The 19,300-nt window shown below is 71.3% G+C and carries 20 protein-coding genes and 1 pseudogene; 10 read left to right on the top strand and 11 right to left on the bottom strand.

Features of this window, described 5'->3' with window-relative positions; translation table 11 throughout:
* Window positions 1-159 precede the first annotated feature (159 nt).
* Window positions 160-561, top strand: coding sequence for a metal-sensitive transcriptional regulator (locus tag ABZ454_RS23290; RefSeq protein WP_356318772.1), 402 nt, complete (start codon window positions 160-162; stop codon window positions 559-561).
* 36 nt (window positions 562-597) lie between these two features.
* Here the strand turns inward: ABZ454_RS23290 and ABZ454_RS23295 are convergent, their stop codons facing one another.
* Window positions 598-792, bottom strand: a complete 195-nt coding sequence (locus ABZ454_RS23295; RefSeq protein WP_359540444.1) for a hypothetical protein — start codon at window positions 790-792, stop codon at window positions 598-600.
* A 139-nt stretch (window positions 793-931) separates the two neighbouring features.
* Window positions 932-1,798 carry a hypothetical protein gene (locus ABZ454_RS23300; protein ID WP_359540446.1) on the bottom strand — a complete coding sequence of 289 codons (867 nt, stop codon included), beginning with the start codon at window positions 1,796-1,798 and terminating at the stop codon, window positions 932-934.
* 133 nt (window positions 1,799-1,931) lie between these two features.
* On the opposite strand from ABZ454_RS23300, the gene ABZ454_RS23305 reads away from it, so the two are divergent.
* Window positions 1,932-2,117 (top strand): hypothetical protein, encoded by a 186-nt coding sequence (locus ABZ454_RS23305; RefSeq protein ID WP_359540448.1) that lies wholly within the window; start codon window positions 1,932-1,934, stop codon window positions 2,115-2,117.
* 58 nt (window positions 2,118-2,175) lie between these two features.
* Window positions 2,176-3,771 carry an FAD-binding protein gene (locus ABZ454_RS23310; protein ID WP_359540450.1) on the top strand — a complete coding sequence of 532 codons (1,596 nt, stop codon included), beginning with the start codon at window positions 2,176-2,178 and terminating at the stop codon, window positions 3,769-3,771.
* A gap of 36 nt (window positions 3,772-3,807) precedes the next feature.
* Here the strand turns inward: ABZ454_RS23310 and ABZ454_RS23315 are convergent, their stop codons facing one another.
* From ABZ454_RS23315 to ABZ454_RS23340, 6 genes are all read right to left on the bottom strand, one after another.
* Window positions 3,808-4,539 carry a phosphatase PAP2 family protein gene (locus ABZ454_RS23315; RefSeq protein ID WP_356318767.1) on the bottom strand — a complete coding sequence of 244 codons (732 nt, stop codon included), beginning with the start codon at window positions 4,537-4,539 and terminating at the stop codon, window positions 3,808-3,810.
* Between the two features lie 268 nt (window positions 4,540-4,807).
* Window positions 4,808-5,800: a bifunctional lytic transglycosylase/C40 family peptidase gene (locus tag ABZ454_RS23320; protein ID WP_356318844.1), complete on the bottom strand. Its 993-nt coding sequence runs from the start codon at window positions 5,798-5,800 to the stop codon at window positions 4,808-4,810.
* Between the two features lie 96 nt (window positions 5,801-5,896).
* Entirely contained in the window at window positions 5,897-6,409 is a 513-nt protein-coding gene (locus tag ABZ454_RS23325; RefSeq protein ID WP_359540510.1) for a hypothetical protein, read from the bottom strand.
* 44 nt (window positions 6,410-6,453) lie between these two features.
* Entirely contained in the window at window positions 6,454-8,253 is a 1,800-nt protein-coding gene (locus tag ABZ454_RS23330) for an alpha/beta hydrolase (RefSeq protein WP_359540452.1), read from the bottom strand.
* Complete coding sequence (locus ABZ454_RS23335; protein WP_359540454.1) at window positions 8,250-8,648, bottom strand: hypothetical protein; 399 nt, start codon at window positions 8,646-8,648, stop codon at window positions 8,250-8,252. The genes ABZ454_RS23330 and ABZ454_RS23335 overlap by 4 nt, the downstream gene beginning before the upstream one ends.
* Window positions 8,649-8,798: 150 nt before the next feature.
* Complete coding sequence (locus tag ABZ454_RS23340) at window positions 8,799-10,469, bottom strand: hypothetical protein (RefSeq protein ID WP_359540456.1); 1,671 nt, start codon at window positions 10,467-10,469, stop codon at window positions 8,799-8,801.
* 452 nt (window positions 10,470-10,921) lie between these two features.
* On the opposite strand from ABZ454_RS23340, the gene ABZ454_RS23345 reads away from it, so the two are divergent.
* Entirely contained in the window at window positions 10,922-12,154 is a 1,233-nt protein-coding gene (locus ABZ454_RS23345; RefSeq protein WP_359540458.1) for a low temperature requirement protein A, read from the top strand.
* Window positions 12,155-12,293: 139 nt separating this feature from the next.
* On the opposite strand, the gene ABZ454_RS23350 is transcribed toward ABZ454_RS23345, so the two are convergent.
* Complete coding sequence (locus ABZ454_RS23350) at window positions 12,294-13,454, bottom strand: hypothetical protein (RefSeq protein ID WP_359540459.1); 1,161 nt, start codon at window positions 13,452-13,454, stop codon at window positions 12,294-12,296.
* 473 nt (window positions 13,455-13,927) lie between these two features.
* Between ABZ454_RS23350 and ABZ454_RS23355 the strand changes: the two genes are divergently transcribed.
* The 3 genes from ABZ454_RS23355 to ABZ454_RS23365 all read left to right on the top strand — a co-directional run bounded on the left by ABZ454_RS23355 (window position 13,928) and on the right by ABZ454_RS23365 (window position 16,460).
* Entirely contained in the window at window positions 13,928-14,506 is a 579-nt protein-coding gene (locus ABZ454_RS23355; RefSeq protein ID WP_359540461.1) for a carboxymuconolactone decarboxylase family protein, read from the top strand.
* Entirely contained in the window at window positions 14,503-15,363 is an 861-nt protein-coding gene (locus tag ABZ454_RS23360; RefSeq protein WP_359540463.1) for an RNA polymerase sigma-70 factor, read from the top strand. Before ABZ454_RS23355 ends, ABZ454_RS23360 begins: the two co-directional genes overlap by 4 nt.
* Before the next feature lie 329 nt (window positions 15,364-15,692).
* Window positions 15,693-16,460 (top strand): DUF4232 domain-containing protein, encoded by a 768-nt coding sequence (locus ABZ454_RS23365; protein WP_359540466.1) that lies wholly within the window; start codon window positions 15,693-15,695, stop codon window positions 16,458-16,460.
* A gap of 80 nt (window positions 16,461-16,540) precedes the next feature.
* Here ABZ454_RS23365 and ABZ454_RS23370 read toward each other — a convergent pair whose 3' ends face one another.
* On the bottom strand, window positions 16,541-16,954 hold the full coding sequence (locus ABZ454_RS23370) for a VOC family protein (protein ID WP_359540468.1): 414 nt from the start codon (window positions 16,952-16,954) through the stop codon (window positions 16,541-16,543).
* Window positions 16,955-17,061: 107 nt separating this feature from the next.
* On the bottom strand, window positions 17,062-17,454 hold the full coding sequence (locus ABZ454_RS23375) for an AraC family transcriptional regulator (protein ID WP_359540470.1): 393 nt from the start codon (window positions 17,452-17,454) through the stop codon (window positions 17,062-17,064).
* A gap of 11 nt (window positions 17,455-17,465) precedes the next feature.
* Here ABZ454_RS23375 and ABZ454_RS23380 point away from each other — a divergent pair.
* The 3 genes and pseudogenes from ABZ454_RS23380 to ABZ454_RS23390 all read left to right on the top strand — a co-directional run bounded on the left by ABZ454_RS23380 (window position 17,466) and on the right by ABZ454_RS23390 (window position 19,275).
* Window positions 17,466-17,683, top strand: a pseudogene (locus ABZ454_RS23380) (DUF397 domain-containing protein).
* A 157-nt stretch (window positions 17,684-17,840) separates the two neighbouring features.
* Window positions 17,841-18,524 (top strand): DUF5701 family protein, encoded by a 684-nt coding sequence (locus ABZ454_RS23385; RefSeq protein WP_359540472.1) that lies wholly within the window; start codon window positions 17,841-17,843, stop codon window positions 18,522-18,524.
* 130 nt (window positions 18,525-18,654) lie between these two features.
* The gene (locus ABZ454_RS23390) at window positions 18,655-19,275 is read left to right on the top strand and encodes a hypothetical protein (RefSeq protein WP_359540474.1); all 621 of its coding nucleotides are present in this window, start codon (window positions 18,655-18,657) and stop codon (window positions 19,273-19,275) included.
* The last annotated feature ends 25 nt before the right edge of the window (window positions 19,276-19,300 follow it).

Below are 19,300 nucleotides of genomic sequence, written 5' to 3' on the forward strand. Positions count from 1 at the left end.
TAGGCGCATCATCCGGCCACGGCTAACCGGCATTCTTCAGTGTCGCGCATCAGGCACAGTGATCAGCACGGGGCCCCGGTCACGTTTCAGCTGAATTCGTTAGGATATACCCACCCGGGGTATTCAAACGGCAGGGTAAAGGGAAAACGGGAGGCAGCAATGACCACCACCGAGGCCACCGAGGCGGAGCGGTCGCCGGAAGCGGCAGCCGGCACGGGCACGGACGCGGCCGGCGCCACGGCTCCCGCCGAAGCGATCGTGACCGATCACGACCGGGGGATCCACGGCTACCACCACCAGAAGGCCGAGCACCTCAAGCGCCTGCGCCGCATCGAGGGCCAGATCCGCGGCCTGCAGCGCATGGTCGACGAGGACGTCTACTGCATCGACATACTCACCCAGGTCTCGGCGTCCACCAAGGCGCTCCAGTCCTTCGCGCTCCAGCTGCTGGAGGAGCACCTGCGCCACTGCGTCGCCGACGCCGCGGTCAAGGGCGGCGAAGAGGTCGACGCGAAGGTCGAGGAGGCCACCAAGGCCATCGCCCGCCTGCTGCGCACCTGAGCACCGGGCCCGGCTCCGCACCCGCCGCCCGCCCCGTCACCCCCGGTGCTCGGCCTGCCGGGGGACGGTGGTGCGCTCGGCGGTCACCTTGACGTCGAGCACCTCGTCGATACGGTCCGCGCTGAGCCGCTCCCCGATCGCCGCCGACGCCGCGATCATCAGCTCTCCGCACAGCTCGATCTCGGCGAGGGCCACATGGTCCGATACGGTCCGCGGGCTGAGCGTCACCACGTCACTCACCTCTCACTGCCGTCGCCGACTTCCCAGGGTAGGGAGGGCGGCACATCCCGCGCATGGCACGGACGGACCATTTCGCCGCCGCCAGATGCCTAGAAGGGGCCGGGCACCGCGGCCCGGTCACCCGGGACGGTCACTCCCGCCGCCCCGGTTCGATCTCCCCGGTGTAGATGTCGCGCGGGTCCGGCAGCGGTACGGAGACCGCCACCCCGAACCCGTACAGCAGCGTCGTCGACACCACCTCCCTCGCCGGTCCCTCGTTGGCGAAGCTGAACCGGTGCCGCACCTTGCGCAGCCTGCCCTGTGCGTCCAGATACGCGTCGAACGGCACCGCGACCGTGCCGAACCCCTGCGCCGCGGCCGTCAGCGCCCCCCGCGCGGAGGCCGAGGACCGGCGCGCGGCCCGCGCGATGTCGGTGGTTCCCCGGTAGTGCCGCACCGTCACCCCGGCCAGGTCGGCCTCGCCCACGTACGTCACCGAGCGCACCCCGCGCAGCAGCTCGGCGGCGGCCATCGGATCGGTCACCCCGCCGGTCACCAGATTGCCGTCCGCCAGCGCGGTCGTGTCGATCCTGACCCACTTGTCCGCGGGCACCCCGGCGCCACGGTTCATCATGTAGAGCGCGCCGGGGGCCAGCAGTTCCGTGATGGGCCGGTGCTCGTCCTCCCCGGTCGCGTCCTGCGGCAGCACGACCCTGAGCCGCCCGGACTGGGTACGGAAGTCGTACGTCCCCTTGCCCCTGATCGTCACCCGGGTGCCACCAGCCGCCGTCTCCATCGAGGTGCTCACCTCCGCGCTCCCGGCCTCGGCTCCCGGCCCGGCGAGCACCGTGGCGGCCCGCCGCACCGCTTCGACGGCGCCGGGACCCGACCGGTCCTCGGCCGCGGCACCGCTCCCGCCGTCCACGGCGCATCCGGCGGCCGCCACCATCACGCCCACCACGACGAGGGCGCACACAGCGCGCGCCCCGCCTCCGGACCTGTGCTGCCGCACCACCATCGCCTGCCAACCCCCAACGCCGACCGACTTGCCCGAGCCCCCCATCCGTTCCGCATAACGACAGCCCCTGCCCCTCGTCACGCCGCTCGCACGCCCCTCACCGCCGGACGGCCCAGCCCAGTACCGTGGTCGCGTGTACGACCAACACACCGAGGTACCGCCGGCCGTCCCCCCGGCCCGCCCCGCCCACGAAGCCACCACCGTCGAACGCGGCTCGTTCTGCACCGCCCGCTGCAGCTGCGGCTGGTCCGGACCCGCCCGCCGCTCCCGCGACCGGGCCCGCACGGACGCCGAGGACCACCGCACATCGACGGCCTGACCAGACCCCTCTCGCTCCTTCCCCCCGCCGCTCCCCTCTCCCCCACCCCGGAGGTCCGATGACCCTGCCGAACCGGCGCACCGTCCTGACCGCGGGCGCCGCGGCCGTCCTCACCGGGGTGGCCACCACCGCGTGCGACAGCACGGCCCCCCGCACGCCGGCCGGCGGCCCCGGCGCGGCCACATCGGCGCCGACCGCCACCTCCCCCGCCACACCGACGAAGGCCTCGCCCACCGGCCCCGCGGACTGGCCGGCCCTCGCCAGGAGCCTCGCCGGCTCTCTCGTACGCCCCGACGACGCCGCCTACCCGACCGCCCGTCAGCTCTACAACACCCGCTACGACGGACAGAAACCGGCCGCGGTCGCCTACGTCCGGCACGAGGCCGACGTCCGCGAGTGCCTGGCGTTCGCCCGCCGCGGCTCCGTGCCCGTGTCCATCCGCAGCGGCGGGCACTCCTACGGCGGCTGGTCGAGCGGCGACGGCCGATTGGTCATTGACGTCTCGTCACTGAAGCACGTCGAGCGGGACGGCACGATCGGTGCGGGGGCCCGGCTGCTCGACGTCTACCAGGGCCTCGCCGCACACGGCCTGACGGTGCCCGGCGGCTCCTGCCCCACGGTCGGCATCTCCGGCCTGACCCTGGGCGGCGGCCACGGAGTCGCCTCGCGTGCGTACGGGCTGACGTGCGACAGCCTCACGGCCGCGACGATCGTCACCGCCGACGGCACGACCCTCACCGCCGACGCCACCCACCACCCCGACCTGTTCTGGGCCCTGCGCGGCGCGGGCAACGGCAACTTCGGCGTCGTCACCGAACTCCGCTTCCGCACCCGTCCCGCCTCGCAGGCCGTCTCCGCGTACATGTCCTGGCCGTGGTCGCGTGCCCATGCGGTGGTGACGGCCTGGCAGGAGTGGGGCCCGGACCAGCCGGACGAGATCTGGTCCGCCGCACACGTCGCGGCCGGGCCCGGCGGCGGCAACCCGACGGTGTCGGTCTCGGCGTTCAGCCTCGGCACGTACGGCGACCTGCAGAACGCCGTCGACCGCCTCGCCGACCGGATCGGCGCCTCGGCGACCTCGGTCTCCCTGCGCCGCCGCAGCTACCAGGAGGCGATGCTCGTGTACGCCGGCTGCTCGGGCATCACCGACGCCCAGTGCCACCTCCCCGGCACCACCCCGGGCCGCGATCCGCAGGGCTCGCTCCAGCGCGAGACGTACGCGGCGGCGTCCGACTTCTACGACCGCTCGCTGCCGCCGGCGGGCGTCCAGGCCCTGCTCGACCGGACCGAGGCGTTCACCCGGATCAGCGGGGACCAGGGCGGCGGCGGCTCGGTCGCGCTGACGGCCCTGGGCGGCGCGGTCAACCGCGTCGACCCCCAGGCCACCGCGTTCGTCCACCGCGGGTCGCGGATGCTCGCCCAGTACATCGGCGCCTGGCGTCCGGGCACGGAGGGCGCCGCCCAACAGAAGTGGCTGAAAGACACCCACGCCGCGATGCGCCGTTACGCGTCGGGGGCGGCCTACCAGAACTACGCGGACCCGACCCTGACGGACTGGCGCAAGGCCTACTACGGCCCGGCCGCCGCCCGCCTCGGCGAGGTGAAGAAGAGTTACGACCCGGAGGGGCTCTTCACGTACCCGCAGTCGCTGTGACGTGGGGGCGTCGCGACACAGGGGACCCGCGCACCCCTAAGCGGCGAGCCCCTTCTCCCCTTCCGAGCCGCCGCCCGAACCGGGCCGCGGCTCGGGAATGCCGAGCGCCTCGCCGCCGCCTGAGGCCGCAGCCGCGAGCGGACGGCGGGACCGGACCAGCCCGCCCACCCGGGCCGACCGCGAGACGGCACCCACCAGGGGCGTCAGCAGCATCATCGCGAGCGGCGCGAGGAGCAGCGCGGCGGCCGTGCCGAGCGCGAATCCGCCGATGACGTCGGTCGGGTAGTGCACGCCCATGTAGATCCGGCAGAACCCCTCCAGCAGGGCGAGCGCGATCGCCGCGATGCCGAACTTCCGGTTCGCGACGAAGAGCCCGACGCCGAGGGCCATCGCCATGGTGGCGTGGTCGCTGACGAAGGAGAAGTCGTTCTTCCCGTCCACCAGGACGTCCAGCCCCTGGTGATCCTTGAACGGTCTTGGCCGCTCGACGAATTCACGGATCGGGATGTTGATCAGCAAGGCGATCCCGGCGGCGAGCGGCGCCCAGACGAGCCCGGCGACAGCGGCCACCGAATCCTCCGCCGTGCCGCGCCGGCGGACACTCCACCAGCACCACAGGACCACCAGGACCATGCCGAGCATGATCCCGTACTCACCGACGAACTCCATGACCCGGTCGAACCAGGTGGGAGCGGACTTGGCGAGCCCGTTGATGTCGTAGAGCAGGCTGACATCGGGGTTCGACCCATCCAGTGCGAGTCCAGCCATCTGCCGCGGCCCCTTGCCTTGTCTGCTGCTGCGGCGCACACCCATGTGCGCCGCTATGACGAACCCCCGTGTTCGGTTCGATCACTCACGTGCGTCGGGGCGACGCTAGGTCAATGGCTGCGGCCCCGGTCCCACCAGAGAACGACGCGGCCCGTGCGTACGTTCCACTCTCCACCGAACGATCACCATGACGTTATCGAAGAGTGACTCATCGTCGCAGCTCAGGGCCCAGGCTTCACAGAGAGTTCCGGCCACCGACGCCGGGACGTCAGGCCGCCGGCTGAGCGGTCGGAAGAGCCGCGGCACCGTCCTTGGTGACGCGTGTCGCACCGAAGTAGTCGGGAGTGTCGATCTTGTCGAACCGGATGACGGCACCGGTGTACGGCGCGTTGATCATGTACCCGCCGCCGACGTACAGGCCGACGTGGTGAATGGCCCGCGAGTTGGTCAGGTCGTCCGAGAAGAACACCAGGTCCCCGGGGAGCAGTTCCTCACGCGAGGGGTGCGGCCCGGCGTTGTACTGGTCGTTCGCCACACGAGGCAACTCGATGTCCACCGTCCGGTACGCGGCCTGGGTCAGCCCCGAACAGTCGAACCGCCCGCCCTGCTCCGGGGTGCCGTTGCCGCCCCACAGGTACTTCGTACCGAGCTTCTTCTGGGCGAAGTAGATGGCTCCCGCGGCTTGCTGAGAGGGCTGCACCCGCCCCACGGGCCGGGCGAAGCTCTTCTCCAGGGAGCGGATGATCTTGACGTAGTTGCGCGTCTCCGCGATGTCGGGAACCCCACCGGCCTTGATGACCCGGTACGCCCCCGCGTTGTACGCGGCCAGCATGTTGTCGGTCGGATCCCCGGGGACCTTCTTCACGTACCCGGCCAGCTCGCAGTCGTACGAGGCGGCGGAGGGAATCGCGTCGGCGGGATCCCAGACGTCCCGGTCCCCGTCCTTGTCCCCGTCGAGCCCGTGCGAGGCCCAGGTGCCCGGGATGAACTGCGCGATGCCCTGAGCGGCGGCGGGACTCTGCGCCCGAGGATTCCAGCCGCTCTCCTGGTAGAGCTGGGCGGCGAGGAGCGCGGGGTTGATGGCGGGGCAGAGGTTGCCCCACTTCTGCACCAGAGGCTGGTACTTGGCGGGCACGGCCCCCTTGGCCAACGCCACGGCCCCACCCCCACCGCCCACGAGGCCGGCGGCGGCGGAGTACGTACCGACGACGAGCAGCGCCACGAAGCACATGGCGACGCCGACGCCGATCCCCCCTGCCAACCAGTATTTGCGCACCCCTCAACCATCCCCCATCGGGGAGGGGTTCATGGGTGTTTTCGACGGTGTGTACGAGTCATTCGTGTCACTGATGCCCCATCAGGATGCGCCGGCGGACCAGAAGTCGGAGTGGACGTTGGGGCGGGGCAGCGGGTAGACGCCCTCATAGGAGGGACCGTTGGGCGGCGTCGCGGACTCAGCCACTTCAGACTCCTCCACGCATGGACTGTCCACTTCGAAGAAGGCTTGGCCCTCCCCGCCCACGCTTAGCGTTACACCGAATCCATCGCTTGTCTGGGCGTAGATGGCAGGCATATCAACATCCCTATTGATCGCCTTGAGCCGGTATCCACTCTTACGCCAGAATCGATCCACTACTCCCAGTAGACTTCCGCGGCGCTCTGCGGACACAATTGTCATAACAACGCGCATGCGTGAAACGTCACAACTTCCTGTACTGGTCGGGCCATGAGCCCAATGCATCTCGGGCCTGACCTCTTTAAGGACAGCGTCCAAAATTCCATCTGCACGATCCGCCGCATCTTGCATGTCCATTTTTGCATTCCCATCCCCATCAGCATTCGCGAATCCACTTCCACAGCTCGCCAGCATTACACACAAGAGCATCATCCCAATCGCCAAAGAGATCTTCGCCTTCAACGAGACTCCTCCGTCTTCACTTTGTCAGCCCGGCCAGCAGCGATCAGAGCGATACTGTCCGAGGACATGGCATCGCGCTGCGGGTCGAAATATTGAGAATGCGCATCAATAGAGACGCCGCTGCCGCCGACGAGTCGGGGCCCCTCGTTCACAGGAAACCTCCTGGCGCCGAAGGCCCCACTTGCCGGGTCCTTCCCAAACCAGAGATCATCGTCACCCTGGTCGGCCACCTCCCCCAGGAGATAGGCGCCAGCGGGTCCTGCGGCGGCCCAACCAACCAGACCTGCCGCCGTCTGCCGCTTTGACGGAAGCTTGGTCACGACGTCGTTCTCTGCTGCACCAACGAAAACATGGTCTTTACCTACTCCGAGGTCCTCAGCTCGATCCACGCCCACGCCAGGACTCCCGACAAAGACGATGTCGTCAACTCCGGGAATGCCACCCCCGTGCTGCGTGGCGGCGCCTACCGTGCGCGACCCGTACGAATGCCCGATTGCCGTCATGTGTGGATCAGCGTTCTCATTAGTAGCCGACAGACCACCCATAAACTGGTGAAACGAGCTCCCACCCCTCAAGGCCCTCTCGTCCCCCATCACGTCAAGGCTGTCAAAGCCATCCGGAGATTGCGGAGCGTCGTAGCCGAGCCAAACGATCGAGGCATTGGAATGGTCATACTTGCTGACACCCTTCGCGGTGTCCCACGCACGCTTTAGGTCATTTTTAGCAAAATCCGCATCCAACGACGTATTCAACCCCGGCACATAAGCCGAAACATTCCGTGCCGTATCCGGGTTCCCGTACGAAACAATCGCACGCCCGTTCCCCTCGTCGCCGATGCCAAGCAGGAACATCGGCGGCTGCCGACCCGCCTGCAACTGCCGGTCGATCTCCCGCAGCCCCGCCAACTGCGTCTCCGCCCTCGCATCGTCCCGCCCCTCCAGCTTGCCGATCAGCAACTGCAGGTTGTCGCGGTTCGCCGTGTCGCGGACCAGGGCCGGGATGCCGTCCAGGTTGCCGATCTGGTCCGGGTACACCGCGAGGTACTCCTCGCGCTGTTCGTCCGTCAGGCCGGCCCACCAGTCACGGCGCGCCGCCGGATCCGACTCGTACGGGATGCCCGACTTCAGGTACCCCCGCGCCGCGTCCCGGACCGCCGCCGCGTCCCCCGCCGCGTCCGTCCACGTCCGGTCCGGGACCTTCAGGCCCTCCTCGGCCCTCAGCTTCCGCAGGATCCGGGCGAACCGCCAGTCGATCTCGGCCGCCGTACGCACGGCCTTCGCCACCCGGTCCGCGATGTCCTGCGCCTTGGCGGTGTGGGGATTCGGGGCCACCAGCCCCGAGGGCGGCAGCAGCCCCGGCATCGCGCCCACAGACGCCGTCCCGCCCGCCAACGGCTTCCCGTCGATCAGGCCCTCCCCCGCCTCCGGATACGTCACCGAACCGTCCGCGTGCACCGTGAACCTCAGCGTCTCCGCATCGTCCAGCGCCTCCCGCAAGGCCCGCTGCTGCGCCCGCATCTCGTGCGCCAGGCTGTTCAGCGCCGTACGGACGAGGCCGCACTCCGTATACACGTACTGGAGGTTGCGGCCCAGCTGCCGCAGTCTCGCGACCGCCGCGTCCGCCGCCGCACCCTGCTGGGTCTCGCGCAGCCCGTGCAGCAGCTGCTTCTCGATCCGGTCCCGCCCGGCGTCGGCCCGATTGCTCGCCCTGCCCCAGCCATCGGCCGCACCCTCCAGCTCGGCGCACTTCAGGTCCCGTAACTGGGCCCAGGTCAGCGGCGAGGTCGCCGTCGTCATCGCTCGACTCCCCGGGTCCGCCTCGCCACGGGCGCGAAGGACGACTTCACGGTCTCGTTCGTCTCGCCCTGGGCGCGGGCGACGGCCCGCAGACTGCCGGCCAGGGACCCGCACTCCCGGCGCGCGGTCTCGAAGCGCCGCTCCCACGACTCGCGTACGGAACCCAGCTCGGCCAGCGCGCTGAGCCCGACGGTCCCTGCGAGCAATCCCTCGTGTGCGGTGGCCAGCTCCGTCCGCACCGGGCCGAGGTGCACACCCATCCCCTCCGCGCCCCCGGCCGCCCGCAGCCACGCCCCGTCGCTGTGTCGCAGCACGTCCCCGCCGACGGGACCGCTACCGCCCCCGTCACCGGCGAGATCGCTCAGCCTCTGCCGCACACCGCTCACACCACTCACCCCGTTCCTTGATCGTGGAGCGGCACTGTGCCGTACCCGGCGGCCCCGACACGCCGCGCACCCGGAGGGCGGAACGGGGCTCGGCCCCCGCTTCCGGGCCCGCCACCGCATCGCTTCGCGCCGGAGATCACCCGAACGATGGACCGGGCGCTACGCCCCGTACGTCCTCGGGTCCACCGTGGCGAGCCGGTCCAACGCCTCAGCGGCGCGGTCCTCCGGCGGGGTGCCGTCCTCCGGGAGGCGCCACATGAGGTGCTTCGGGGAGCCGTCCTCCCCCACGTACAGCAGGCACAGCGCCGTACGGTCCGGGTCCCTGAAGTCCGTCCCGGCCCAGCTCAGTTCCATGCCCCAGCGGGTGAGCAGGTCCGGCCGGTCACGCAGCCCCGCGACGATCAGCCGGGCCACCTTGCGAGCCGGCCAGGTCCACGTGTGGTCCATCTCGGCGCGGGTGATCTCGGCGTCGTACGCGACCGCGTCGAAGCGGAGTTCCGGGATCCGGCGCGTGTGCAGCGGGGAGGACGGCGGTGGCGGGCAGCGCCAGTCGGACCAGACGACCTGGTCACCGTCCCGCCGGATCGTGACGTGCAGCGCGCCGCAACACCCCTCGGTGCAGTAGGCCTCCGCGAGCTGCACCTGCCGAGGCTCTTCCGTGGCCCGCAGCCGGCCGCTGTCCAGCAACCACTCCGGGCTGTTCGCGGGCCCCCGCCCGAACACCTCCGGCACCAGAGGGCGGCCGTCGACCAGCATGCGGACCTCGACGGTGTCGGAGTCGACCGGATCGCGCACGACGGTCTCGATCCGCAGAACCCGCCGTCCGACCGCCCCGTCCGAACCCACCGGCCCTGCCTGCCCCACCAGCCCCACTGATCCTGCCAGCCCCGCCGGCCCCCTGAACGGCTGCCGCATGCCGCTCCGCGCCCATCGGAACCGCCGGAGCTCGACTCCGCCCGCACCCTCCCCGGGCTCGGCGGCCGGCTCCAGCACCGAGCGCCACGCGGGCCGGTTCAGTACGGACTCCAGCTCCACCAGCAACGCCTCGCGCCGGCCCGGACCCCACTCGTGCAGCCGGCTCGGCCCACTGTGCAGGTCGAACGCGGCGGAGAGCAGCAGCGCGTAGTGGTCGAGTGTGGGTTCCAGCTCCCCGGCGCACGCCACGAACGCCTCGTACGTCCTGACGGCCTCCGAGCAGTGGAGGATCTCGACCCGGTCGTCGCGCAGGCTCGTCGCACGGAACAACAACCACCCGGTACGCGCCGCCAACTCGGCCCGCGGGGCGGCCGGCTCGCCCTCCCCCAGGTCCAGGAGCCCGGCCGGCCGCACCGCCTCCACGATGCGGCGCGCCGTCTCGGGAAGCACGAGGGCGGGATCGCGCGGCACCGCCGCCATCGCTCCACGCACAGCGCCGACGTCCCCCGCCCCCAGCGCAGCAACCAACGCCCGCAGTTCCGGCCCCTCCCCGTGACGGCCCAGCCAGACCGCGCCCGCGGCCTGCCGGTCGAGGGCGTCGAGCGCGTACACGGCCGGGCTCACGAAGTCGCGCAAGCCGCCGAGGACCACCAGGAACGGCACATCCTGCGGCTCGCCCACCCGGGCCAGCAGGGCGAGGCCGACGCAGACGGCCGCGGGGCTGCTTCCCGTACGGGTGAGGCACCGCGCCAGCGCACGCGCCCGATCCTCGTCCTCCAGAGCCACACCACGCACGGCCGACAGCAGCTGATTGCTCCTCAGCGCGGGCTCCATCGTGGCGAGTCGCAGCTCGGTCTCGGCCGCGGCCCGTACGGCGTCGGGGGCGACGAGCAGCGGGTTCAGCAGTTCGGTCACCGCCGCGCGGGCTTCGCGCCAGCCGCGGATGAACGTGCGTCGCGGCGCGGGAGGACCAGGCAGCGCGTATCCCCCCTCTGGGGGCGGCCCGTCGGTGTCCGCGCGACGCAGGCGCAGAGCGTACGCATACAGCGAGGGCCGGACGCCGAGCGCTCCGCGCTCTTCCGGGGCCTTCAACGGGCGGGGTGGTTCTCGATTCCACGAGTCATGCGGCGCAGTCTGGCAGGCCGCCCGGCCCCACACCAGAGAGTTTCACCACCACCGCCACCGCCACCGCCACCGCACCGCCATCGCACCGCCATCGCGCCGGCACCTCCGCCACCAAGACCACCACCGTCACTACGGCCACCACCGTCACCACGGCCAACCGCCCCCGCGCACCGGCGCGAGCGACAGCGCCCCCGAGCGCGGCCGGTCCCTCCCGGCCCGGAAAACGGGGAGAATACGCCCCCATGAGCCATTCACCCCCTGCCGCGCCCTCCCCCAGCCCCTGGCGCCGTCCCATGTTCGCCCGTCCGGCCGACGAGCAGCACCGCACCGCGACCATGCTGGAGCTGTTCTTCGACCTCTGCTTCGTCACGGCCGTGGCGCAGGCAGCGAGCGCGTTCGAGCACGAACTCGCGCAGGGGCGCATCGGCCACGGCGTCCTCGGCTACGCGATGGTGTTCTTCGCGATCTGGTGGGCGTGGATGAACTTCACCTGGTTCGCCTCCGCCTACGACACCGACGACGTGCCCTACCGGCTGCTCACCCTCGTCCAGATCGTCGGCGCCCTCGTCCTCGCCGCGGGGGCGTCGGAGGCCTTGCAGCACGAGGACTTCACGGTCATCACCTGGGGTTACGTGATCATGCGGCTCGCGATGGTGACGCAATGGCTGCGTGCCGCCAGGTCCGATCCCGAGCGGCGCCGCACCTGCCTGCGGTACGCCGTGGGCATCTTCGTCGTGCAGGTCGGCTGGGTCGTACGCCTGGCGCTGCCCGACGACATCGGTGTCGCCACCTTCGCCGTCCTCGTCGTGGCCGAGATCGCCGTCCCCGTCGTGGCGGAACGTTCTGCCACGACCTCCTGGCATCCGCACCACATCGCCGAACGGTACGGCCTGTTCACCCTCATCGTGCTGGGCGAGTCCATCACCGCCGCCACCGGAGCCGTCCATGCCGCCCTCGACTCCGACGCGGCGCTCGGTGACCTCGCCACCCTCGTCATCGGAGGCATCCTGACGGTCTTCGCCCTGTGGTGGCTCTACTTCGCGAAGAGCGTGCACCACCGGCTCACCAGCCTGCGCGCCGCGTTGCTGTGGGGATACGGCCACTACCTGGTCTTCGCGTCCGCGGCGGCCGTCGGCGCGGGGCTCGCGGTCAACGTGGCCCTCGCGACCGGGCACGGCCACCTCTCCGACCGGGCCGCGGCGGCGACGTACACCGTCCCGGTCGCCCTGTTCGTGGCCCTCGTGTGGCTGCTGCACCACTACGCCGGCGGGCTGCCCCGGGGGGCCGACGCGCTCCACCCCCTGGCGGTCGTCGCGGTCCTGGCCGCCACGTTCGCGCCGTCCCCGATCCTCGTCACGGGCATTCTCACCGCACTCCTCATCGCCGCGACGCTGGTCCTGGCCACGCGCAACGCCGCGCAGACGGCCAGCCCGGAGGGGGACGCACGCGGGGCGGCACAGACGCCGGGTTCCTGAGCCCGGGGCACACGGGCCGGCCGTAAGGCTCAGCACTCGCTTCGGGCGGCCGACCGTAAGGCTCGCACCATGCTCCGGCGGCCGACCGTCGGGCTCAGCACGCGCTTCGGTCGGCCGACCGTCGGGCTCAGAACGGGGCTCAGCGCGTGCTTCGGGCCGCCGCCGCCTGGCCCGGCAGCACGATGCCCCGCGCCTGGGCAGCCTTCCCCGGGCGCAGGGTCCACGGCACGGGAGACGTCTCGGTGAGCCAGCCCTCGGCGATGATCCCGCTCACGACGAGTCCGCGCAGGGCGCGCGAGAGCTTCTTCCAGCGCAGTCCCTTGCACAGCTGCCCGTACGACGGCCCGTGGCCGTGCTCCGCCCGGAAGGCCACGGTGAACTCGGCCGCCTCCCGGCCGCACTCCGGGCGCGCGGCCCTCCACGCGTCGTGGTCGCCGACGGCCGGCCGGGGTGCGGGGACGGGGGAGGGCGCGGACATGAACGCCTTCGCGACCCGTCCGAAGGAGCACCGGCACACCGAGCACTGCTCCACGGCCTCCACGTGCCGCAGCAGGGCCGGGCTGACGCCGGACTTCCACTCCGCCCACTGGGCGGGGGTGATCTCCACGAGTTCGGCGGCGGCCGCCGCCTCACGCGCCGCCCTGCGCACCGCCTCCTCGGCCGCGAGTGCCGCTTCCTCCTCGGGGGTGCGGAACATGCCGGCGAGGTGCCGCACCGCCGGACCGAGCCGGTACGTCCGCCCGGACACCTCGGCCAGGAACCCCTTCTCCAGGAGGACGGGCACAGCGGGGTAGCAGGCGACGGGCAGTTCGTCGGGGGCCTCTCCGACGAGTTCTTCGGTGGAGTACGCCGCCAGGAACAGGGCGGCGAGCCGGGCGGCCGGTGAGGCCTTCTTCACGGGCTTGGCGATCCGCGTACGCATGGCCCATCCCGAGACCTTCGACCGCGTGCCCTTGCCCAGGGGCAGTACGTGGGTCTCGCCCGGCGCCATGTCCGGCACGATGATCCCGGCCGGCTTGTCCGGTTCCTCGCCGAACAGCGAGTCGGGCACCTGCCATCCGGCAGCGACCAGTTCGGCGACCGCCCCCTCCGGATCCTCCAGCCGCAACGACCGCAGGTCGGTACCGGTGAGGTTGCCGACCCCGGCCCGCGCGGCCCGGATCGCCACGACGACGGCCAGGAGCTGGGCATCGGGGGAGGTCAGCGGCAGACCGACCACGTACGACAGCAGTTCACGCGCCGCCGCACCCTGCCGCGGTGTCAGCAGGAAGGGCAGGGGCGCGGCAGGCGGAGGCGTCACGGCAGCGTTCTCGGTCGAGATGGCAGGCTTAGGCACATCACATGTAACGGTGATCAGACCGCGAAAGTCACGCGTGACGTGGCCCACACCCGATCCCGGCCCCACAACCCCCCGCTCGACGGCCCCCTGACGCGCGGTCGGCAGGAAACGCGGCGCGCTTCGCCTGCCCTTCCCCCATGACCCCGCGTTGACACAGGAACGCACGGGAGCGGCACAGCTCCTGGACGCCGGTGACGTGCCCGGAACCGTACGTGCCCTGCGCGGCTCCACTCGCTTCACGCAGCAGCGTTCGTCCTTCGGTCCGGGCAGCAGCGGGCGATCTCGGGGCCCGTGGAAGTCCACGCGAAGGAGCAGCGGCCCACGGGGACGGGCCGCAGGCGAGGGGCGCGCTCGGCGGAGGCTGTCACACGCATGGGCCGGGCGGTGTCTTCATGCCGAACAGCCCCACTGGCACGCGATCAAGGAGAGACGACATGGCGCTGCGCCTTCCGAAGGCCGAGCTTCCCGCCGGCCTCAAGGAGAACATGATCAAGCAGTTGGGCATCGTGCCCGAGAACGTCGAGGTGCTGTGGCACAGCCCCCGGGTGGCCCAGGACAATCTGGAGTTCGGGGCCAAGGTGGGGGCGTGGGACGCGGTCGACCCAAGCCTGAAGTCGTTCGCGCACATGGCCGTCGCGTCACAGGTCGGCTGCAGCTGGTGTCTGGACATCGGCTATTTCCAGGCGCAGAACGAGAACCTGGACCTGACCAGGGCGAGCCAGGTGCCGCGCTGGCGCGAGGCGGACGTGTTCACGGCGCTGGAACGCGACGTGATGGGGTACGCCGAGGCGATGACGAACACGCCACCGACCGTCACCGACGCGCAGTACGCCGCCCTCCTGGAGCGGGTGGGGACACCGGCGATGGTGGAGCTCACCTCGTTCATCGCCTACGTCAACCTGGCGACCCGAGCGAACGTGGCGAACGGCGTCACCTCCCAGGGCTTCTCCGACGCCTGCGAGATCCCGCTGGCCAAGCGCCCGGCGACGCCCCGCGCAGAGTCCCTGGCATGACCGAGGACCCGTTCGTCGCCCACCGCGGCCTGCTGTTCACCGTCGCCTACGAGATGCTCGGCTCCGCGGCCGACGCGGAGGACGTGCTGCAGGAGACATGGCTGCGGTGGGCCGGCGTCGACCGGTCACAGGTCCACGACCCGCGGGCGTACCTCGTCCGGGCCGTCACCCGGCAGGCGCTCAACCGCGTACGCGCACTCTCACGCCGCCGTGAGGACTACGTGGGCGAGTGGCTGCCGGAACCCCTGCTGACCCACCCCGACGTCGCCGACGACGTCGAGCTCGCGGAGAACGTCTCCCTCGCGATGCTCACCGTCCTGGAGACGCTCGGACCGGTGGAACGCGCGGTGTTCGTACTGCGTGAGGTCTTCGACATGCCGTACGCCGAGGTCGCCGAGGCTGTGGGCAAGACCACCACTGCGGTGCGGCAGATCGCCCGGCGGGCCCGGAACCACGTCACCGCTCGGCAGCCCCGCGTCAGCGTGAGCCCGACGGAGCACAAGGCGGTGACGGACCGGTTCCTGGCCGCGCTGCACACCGGGCGCATCCAGGACCTCCTGGAGCTCATGGCGCCGGACGTGGTCCTGATCGCCGACGGCGGCGGGCTCACGGCCGCTGCACTGGCCCCCGTCCACGGGGCCGAGCTCGTGGCGAGGATGCTCGCCGGCACGGACCGGGCCGAGGACGAGGCCATGCTGGTGTGGCTCAACGGCGCTCCCGCGATCCGGTTCGAATCCGACCACGGGCGGGCCGCGGTCAGCCTCGTGATCGAGAACGGCCGCATCACCCGCATCCTCGCGACATCCAATCCGCAGAAACTGACACGACTCGACCACCCCACCCGCCTCAGGAGGTAGAGCACGGCGCGGGGTTCCGGGCTCGACCCACCGGACCACCACCCGCATCACCAGGGCAGGCCCCGCGGAGACGCACGACCCGCGAGCCGCCCGCCCCGGTCCGCGGAGCCGTACGACGGGAGGGGCAAAGCGCCGTACACCGACAGGGGCAAGGGGGTTCGCCCCCGGTCGCGGGGACGTCAGCGGGACGTCAGGCAGGCGTTAGCAGAACATGAGCGGCGGGCGGGAAGCTTCACATGTCAGCAGGTCAGGAGGGGGAGCGGTTCGCCGCAAGTTCCGGGCCTCGGCTGCACCGCCGCACTCGACCGCCACACACTCGGGGAATTCACATGCGTACGATCCACACCCGCAAGCGCACCGCCACCCTCGGCGCCGCCGTGACCGCCGTACTCGCCCTGGCCCTCACGGCCTGCGGTGGGAACGACGGCGGCACCAAGTCCGCCGGCCCGGCGGACGCCGCCGCCACGACCGCCGCCTCGGCGGGTGACTCCCGGTCCGCCGGCACCGACGGCGCCGGTAAGACCACGGGGACCGCGAAGAACGACGGCTCCACGACGGCGGTCCCGGCCGGCACCAACTCGGGCACGTCCAAGGGCGGCACCGCGAAGAGCGGCGGCAACACCAGCGACAGCTACGCCTACAAGCACCCGTGCACGAGCGAGGACCTGTCGGTCCGGGTGTACGCCCGTGAGGGGTCGGCCACCCAGCAGGTCATCGAGGTCAACAACACCGGCGCGAACTCCTGCGGACTGAGCTACTTCCCGCGGGTCAGCCTGGGCAGCGCCGACGCCGCGGACCACAGCGGTGACATCAGGCCGCTGATCCCGGGCGGCCTGGGCGGCGCGCCCGCGTACCCGGTCAAGCCCAAGACCGCCGCGATCGCGGTGATCGACCTCAACCCGAGCGGCGCCGCCGGCGCCCTGACCTGGATCAACGAGCTGAACGTGCTGGCCGACGGCGACCACATGCCCAACGCGGAACAGCTCAACTTCCCGCTCGGCCCCGACGTGAAGGTCCTCGACCCCAAGCTGGGCCTGTACCGGGGCACGGTCGCCGACGCGGTGAGCTCCATGAAGCAGGCCGACACCAAGTCCTGACCCCGGCCCCCTCCTGACAGCATCCTGACAGCAGCCTTCTGACGCGCCGCGACGGCCCGTCAGAAGGCTGTGCCGTTCCGTCAGCCGGCCTTCGGCTGAGTGAAACGGAGCCGGTTGCCGAAGGGGTCGCGGAGGCCGCAGTCCGTTCCGTAAGGACGCTCGGTGGGCTCCTCGGTGAACTCGACGCCCTGGGCGAGCAGCGTCTCGTACGTCTTGCGGCAGTCCTCCGTGGTGAGGATCAGCCAGCCGCCCATCGCCCCCTTCGTCACGAGGTCGCGGACCTGCGCCGCCGTCTCCTCGGACATCGCGGGAGCACCGGGCTTCTCCAGGAGGACCTGACGCTCCGGGTGGCCGGGCACGCTGACGGCAAGCCAGCGCATGAACCCCATGTCGACGTCGGCGGCGACCTCCAGGCCGAGCTTGCCGACGTAGAAGTCGAGGGCTTCGTCCTGGTCGAGTACGTACATCTGCGAATGCGTGATGGCGTTGAACATGACGTCCACGCTACGAGCCGGGCCGCGCGGAAACTTATCCAGAACTGCTCGATCGGATGCGCGGCGGGCGCCTTCACACCCGGGCCGAAGGGGACGGGAAGCGCGCCTCAGCCGCTTGGCCGTGTCCACGCCATCGTGAAGCACGTCGGGACGCCCACCGCCACCGTTTCCCTGCGGTACGTCCGAGGCGACCGGCCGACGATGGCGCTGAACGTCCGGCTGAACGTCCCCGTACTGCCGAAGCCGACCTCGAAGCAGATGTCCGTCACACTGCGGTCGGTCTCCCGCAGCAGGAACATCGCCCGCTCGACCCGGCGCCGCTGCAAGTAGCGGTGCGGCGTCTCACCGAACGTGGCCCGAAAGGTGCGCGAGAAGTGCGCCTCGGACACATGGGCGAGGCGCGCCAGGGCCGGTACGTCCAGCGGCTGGGCATACGCACGGTCCATCGCGTCCCGGGCCCGCAGCATCCGGCGGTTGGACTCCTCCGTGGCTCGGCTCACCCCGCCATCACATCACGGTCGGCCGCGCATTCCGCCCGGAGGAGCTTGCCGCCCCCGAGGACGAGCCGGGCCCGGGCCCGTGGATCGAGCTCGCCTTCGGGGCGGACGACCTGGTGCACCTGCGCGAGACCAGCGCCCCGGGAACGTCGTCACGACCACCCGTACCAAGTGGGAGGCCTTCGCCATGGGTGTCCGGGCCGGCGAGTTCGACCACCTCACCACCGGCTGACGCCCCGTCGCGGCACGGGCCTCCCCGGTCGCCGCGGGGGCCGGCGGCCTGCTCGCCGGGGGCATGAAGGGGGGCAAAGGTGAGGGGAACGTTCCGCCGAAGCCCCCTCGTTACGCCTGCGGCCGTTCACGTCACCCGCAACCGCCCGAGGAGCATCGTGCCCGAACCCTCACCCGTCACCACCACCGCCCTTCCCGCACTCCCGCCCCTGAGTGCGCAGGCCGAGACGCTGATCGGGCTGGGGGTGCACGAGATCGCGGGCCTGTCCGCTGCCGAGATGCGAGGCTTCGCCAAGGCGGCCGCAACCACCGAGGCCGACCGCGACGGCGGTCTGCTCGTCGTCCACCCGGAGCGGGCCCCCGCCTCCGCCCTCGCTCCGTTGCTCCGCCGCGACGACAAGCCGGGATTCGTCGTCGTCGACATGCCCGACGTCGACCTCTTCACCCCGCTCGGCACCGTCGCCGTCCCCGACGCACCGCTCTACGTCCTCAGCGGAGTCGACCGCGGCGACCACATGGCCAACTGGAGCCCCGAGGAGGCACTGCCCGCCCTCACCGCGCAGGACCGCACCCCGCTGCTGCTCGCCGAGGGCATCCACTGGGTGCTGCAGCAACCCGCCTCCCTGGAGCGCAACCACTGCTTCATGACCATCGGCTCCCGGCTGCGCAAGCCCGACGGTGCCCTGGACGCCCGCACCCCGGCGATCTGGATCAGCAACGGCACCGGCCGAGACGGCCGCGAGCGCCGCAACGCCCCGAAGGCGGGTTGGTGCTGGGCGGGCAACCGGCACACCTGGCTGGGCTTCGCGTCCGCGACCGCCCGCCGCGTTCCCGGCTCGTAGAGAGCGGCAACGGGAGCGCCCCGGCCCCCGGGCATCGCCACCGCCCGGCGCGGCAGGCAGCTCGGCAAGCGAGGGCTCCGAGCTCTGGGCTCCGCATCTGCGGTACGGGGTACTCGGTACTCTGCCGGGCATGGGGCTGGACATCACCGTGCTGATCGCCGACTGGGCATGGCTGGGGGAGGCCGAGCCCGGCAAGAGGCTCTCGCGGTTGCGGGACGCGTGGTACGACGACGAGACCGGGCTGTGGGACCACGAGGCACCGGAGGCCCCCGAAGGCGCCTTGCAGCGGCCGCGGGGGCCTCACGGCACCTCCTTCGCCCTCTACGAGTTCCGGCGCACCGCCGGTTCGTTCAAGGCGCACTTCTGGACCGGGAATCGGTGGGAGGACGTACGCGACCATGCCGACCCTCTGCTGCGGACCGAACTGGACACTTTCCTGCTCGGCCTGATCTGGCAGGGGATGGACGGGGAGGCGGAGCACATCGATCCCGGCTTCTTCTCCGACGACCCCACCGCCGCCTACGGTGTGCTGCTCGCTCGGTCGCCGGCCGGCGTGCGCGAACTGGCGGCCACGTGGGAACGGGTACAGCCCCTGCTCGCCGGACTCCGTAGCGCCTACGACGAGCACGCCGCCGTACCTCACGGCTGGGCCGACACCTTCGAAGCCTTCACCGACCTGCTGGAGGACTGGGGCAACGCCCTGTCCGAGGCCGCCCGGCGGGGCTGGGGCGTGGTGGGACTCAGCGAATAGGGGCCACAGGGAGCTGAAGGGTCGG

The sequence above is a fragment of the Streptomyces sp. NPDC005803 genome (genome assembly GCF_040630435.1).
In the GTDB taxonomy this organism is placed as follows: Bacteria; Actinomycetota; Actinomycetes; order Streptomycetales; family Streptomycetaceae; genus Streptomyces.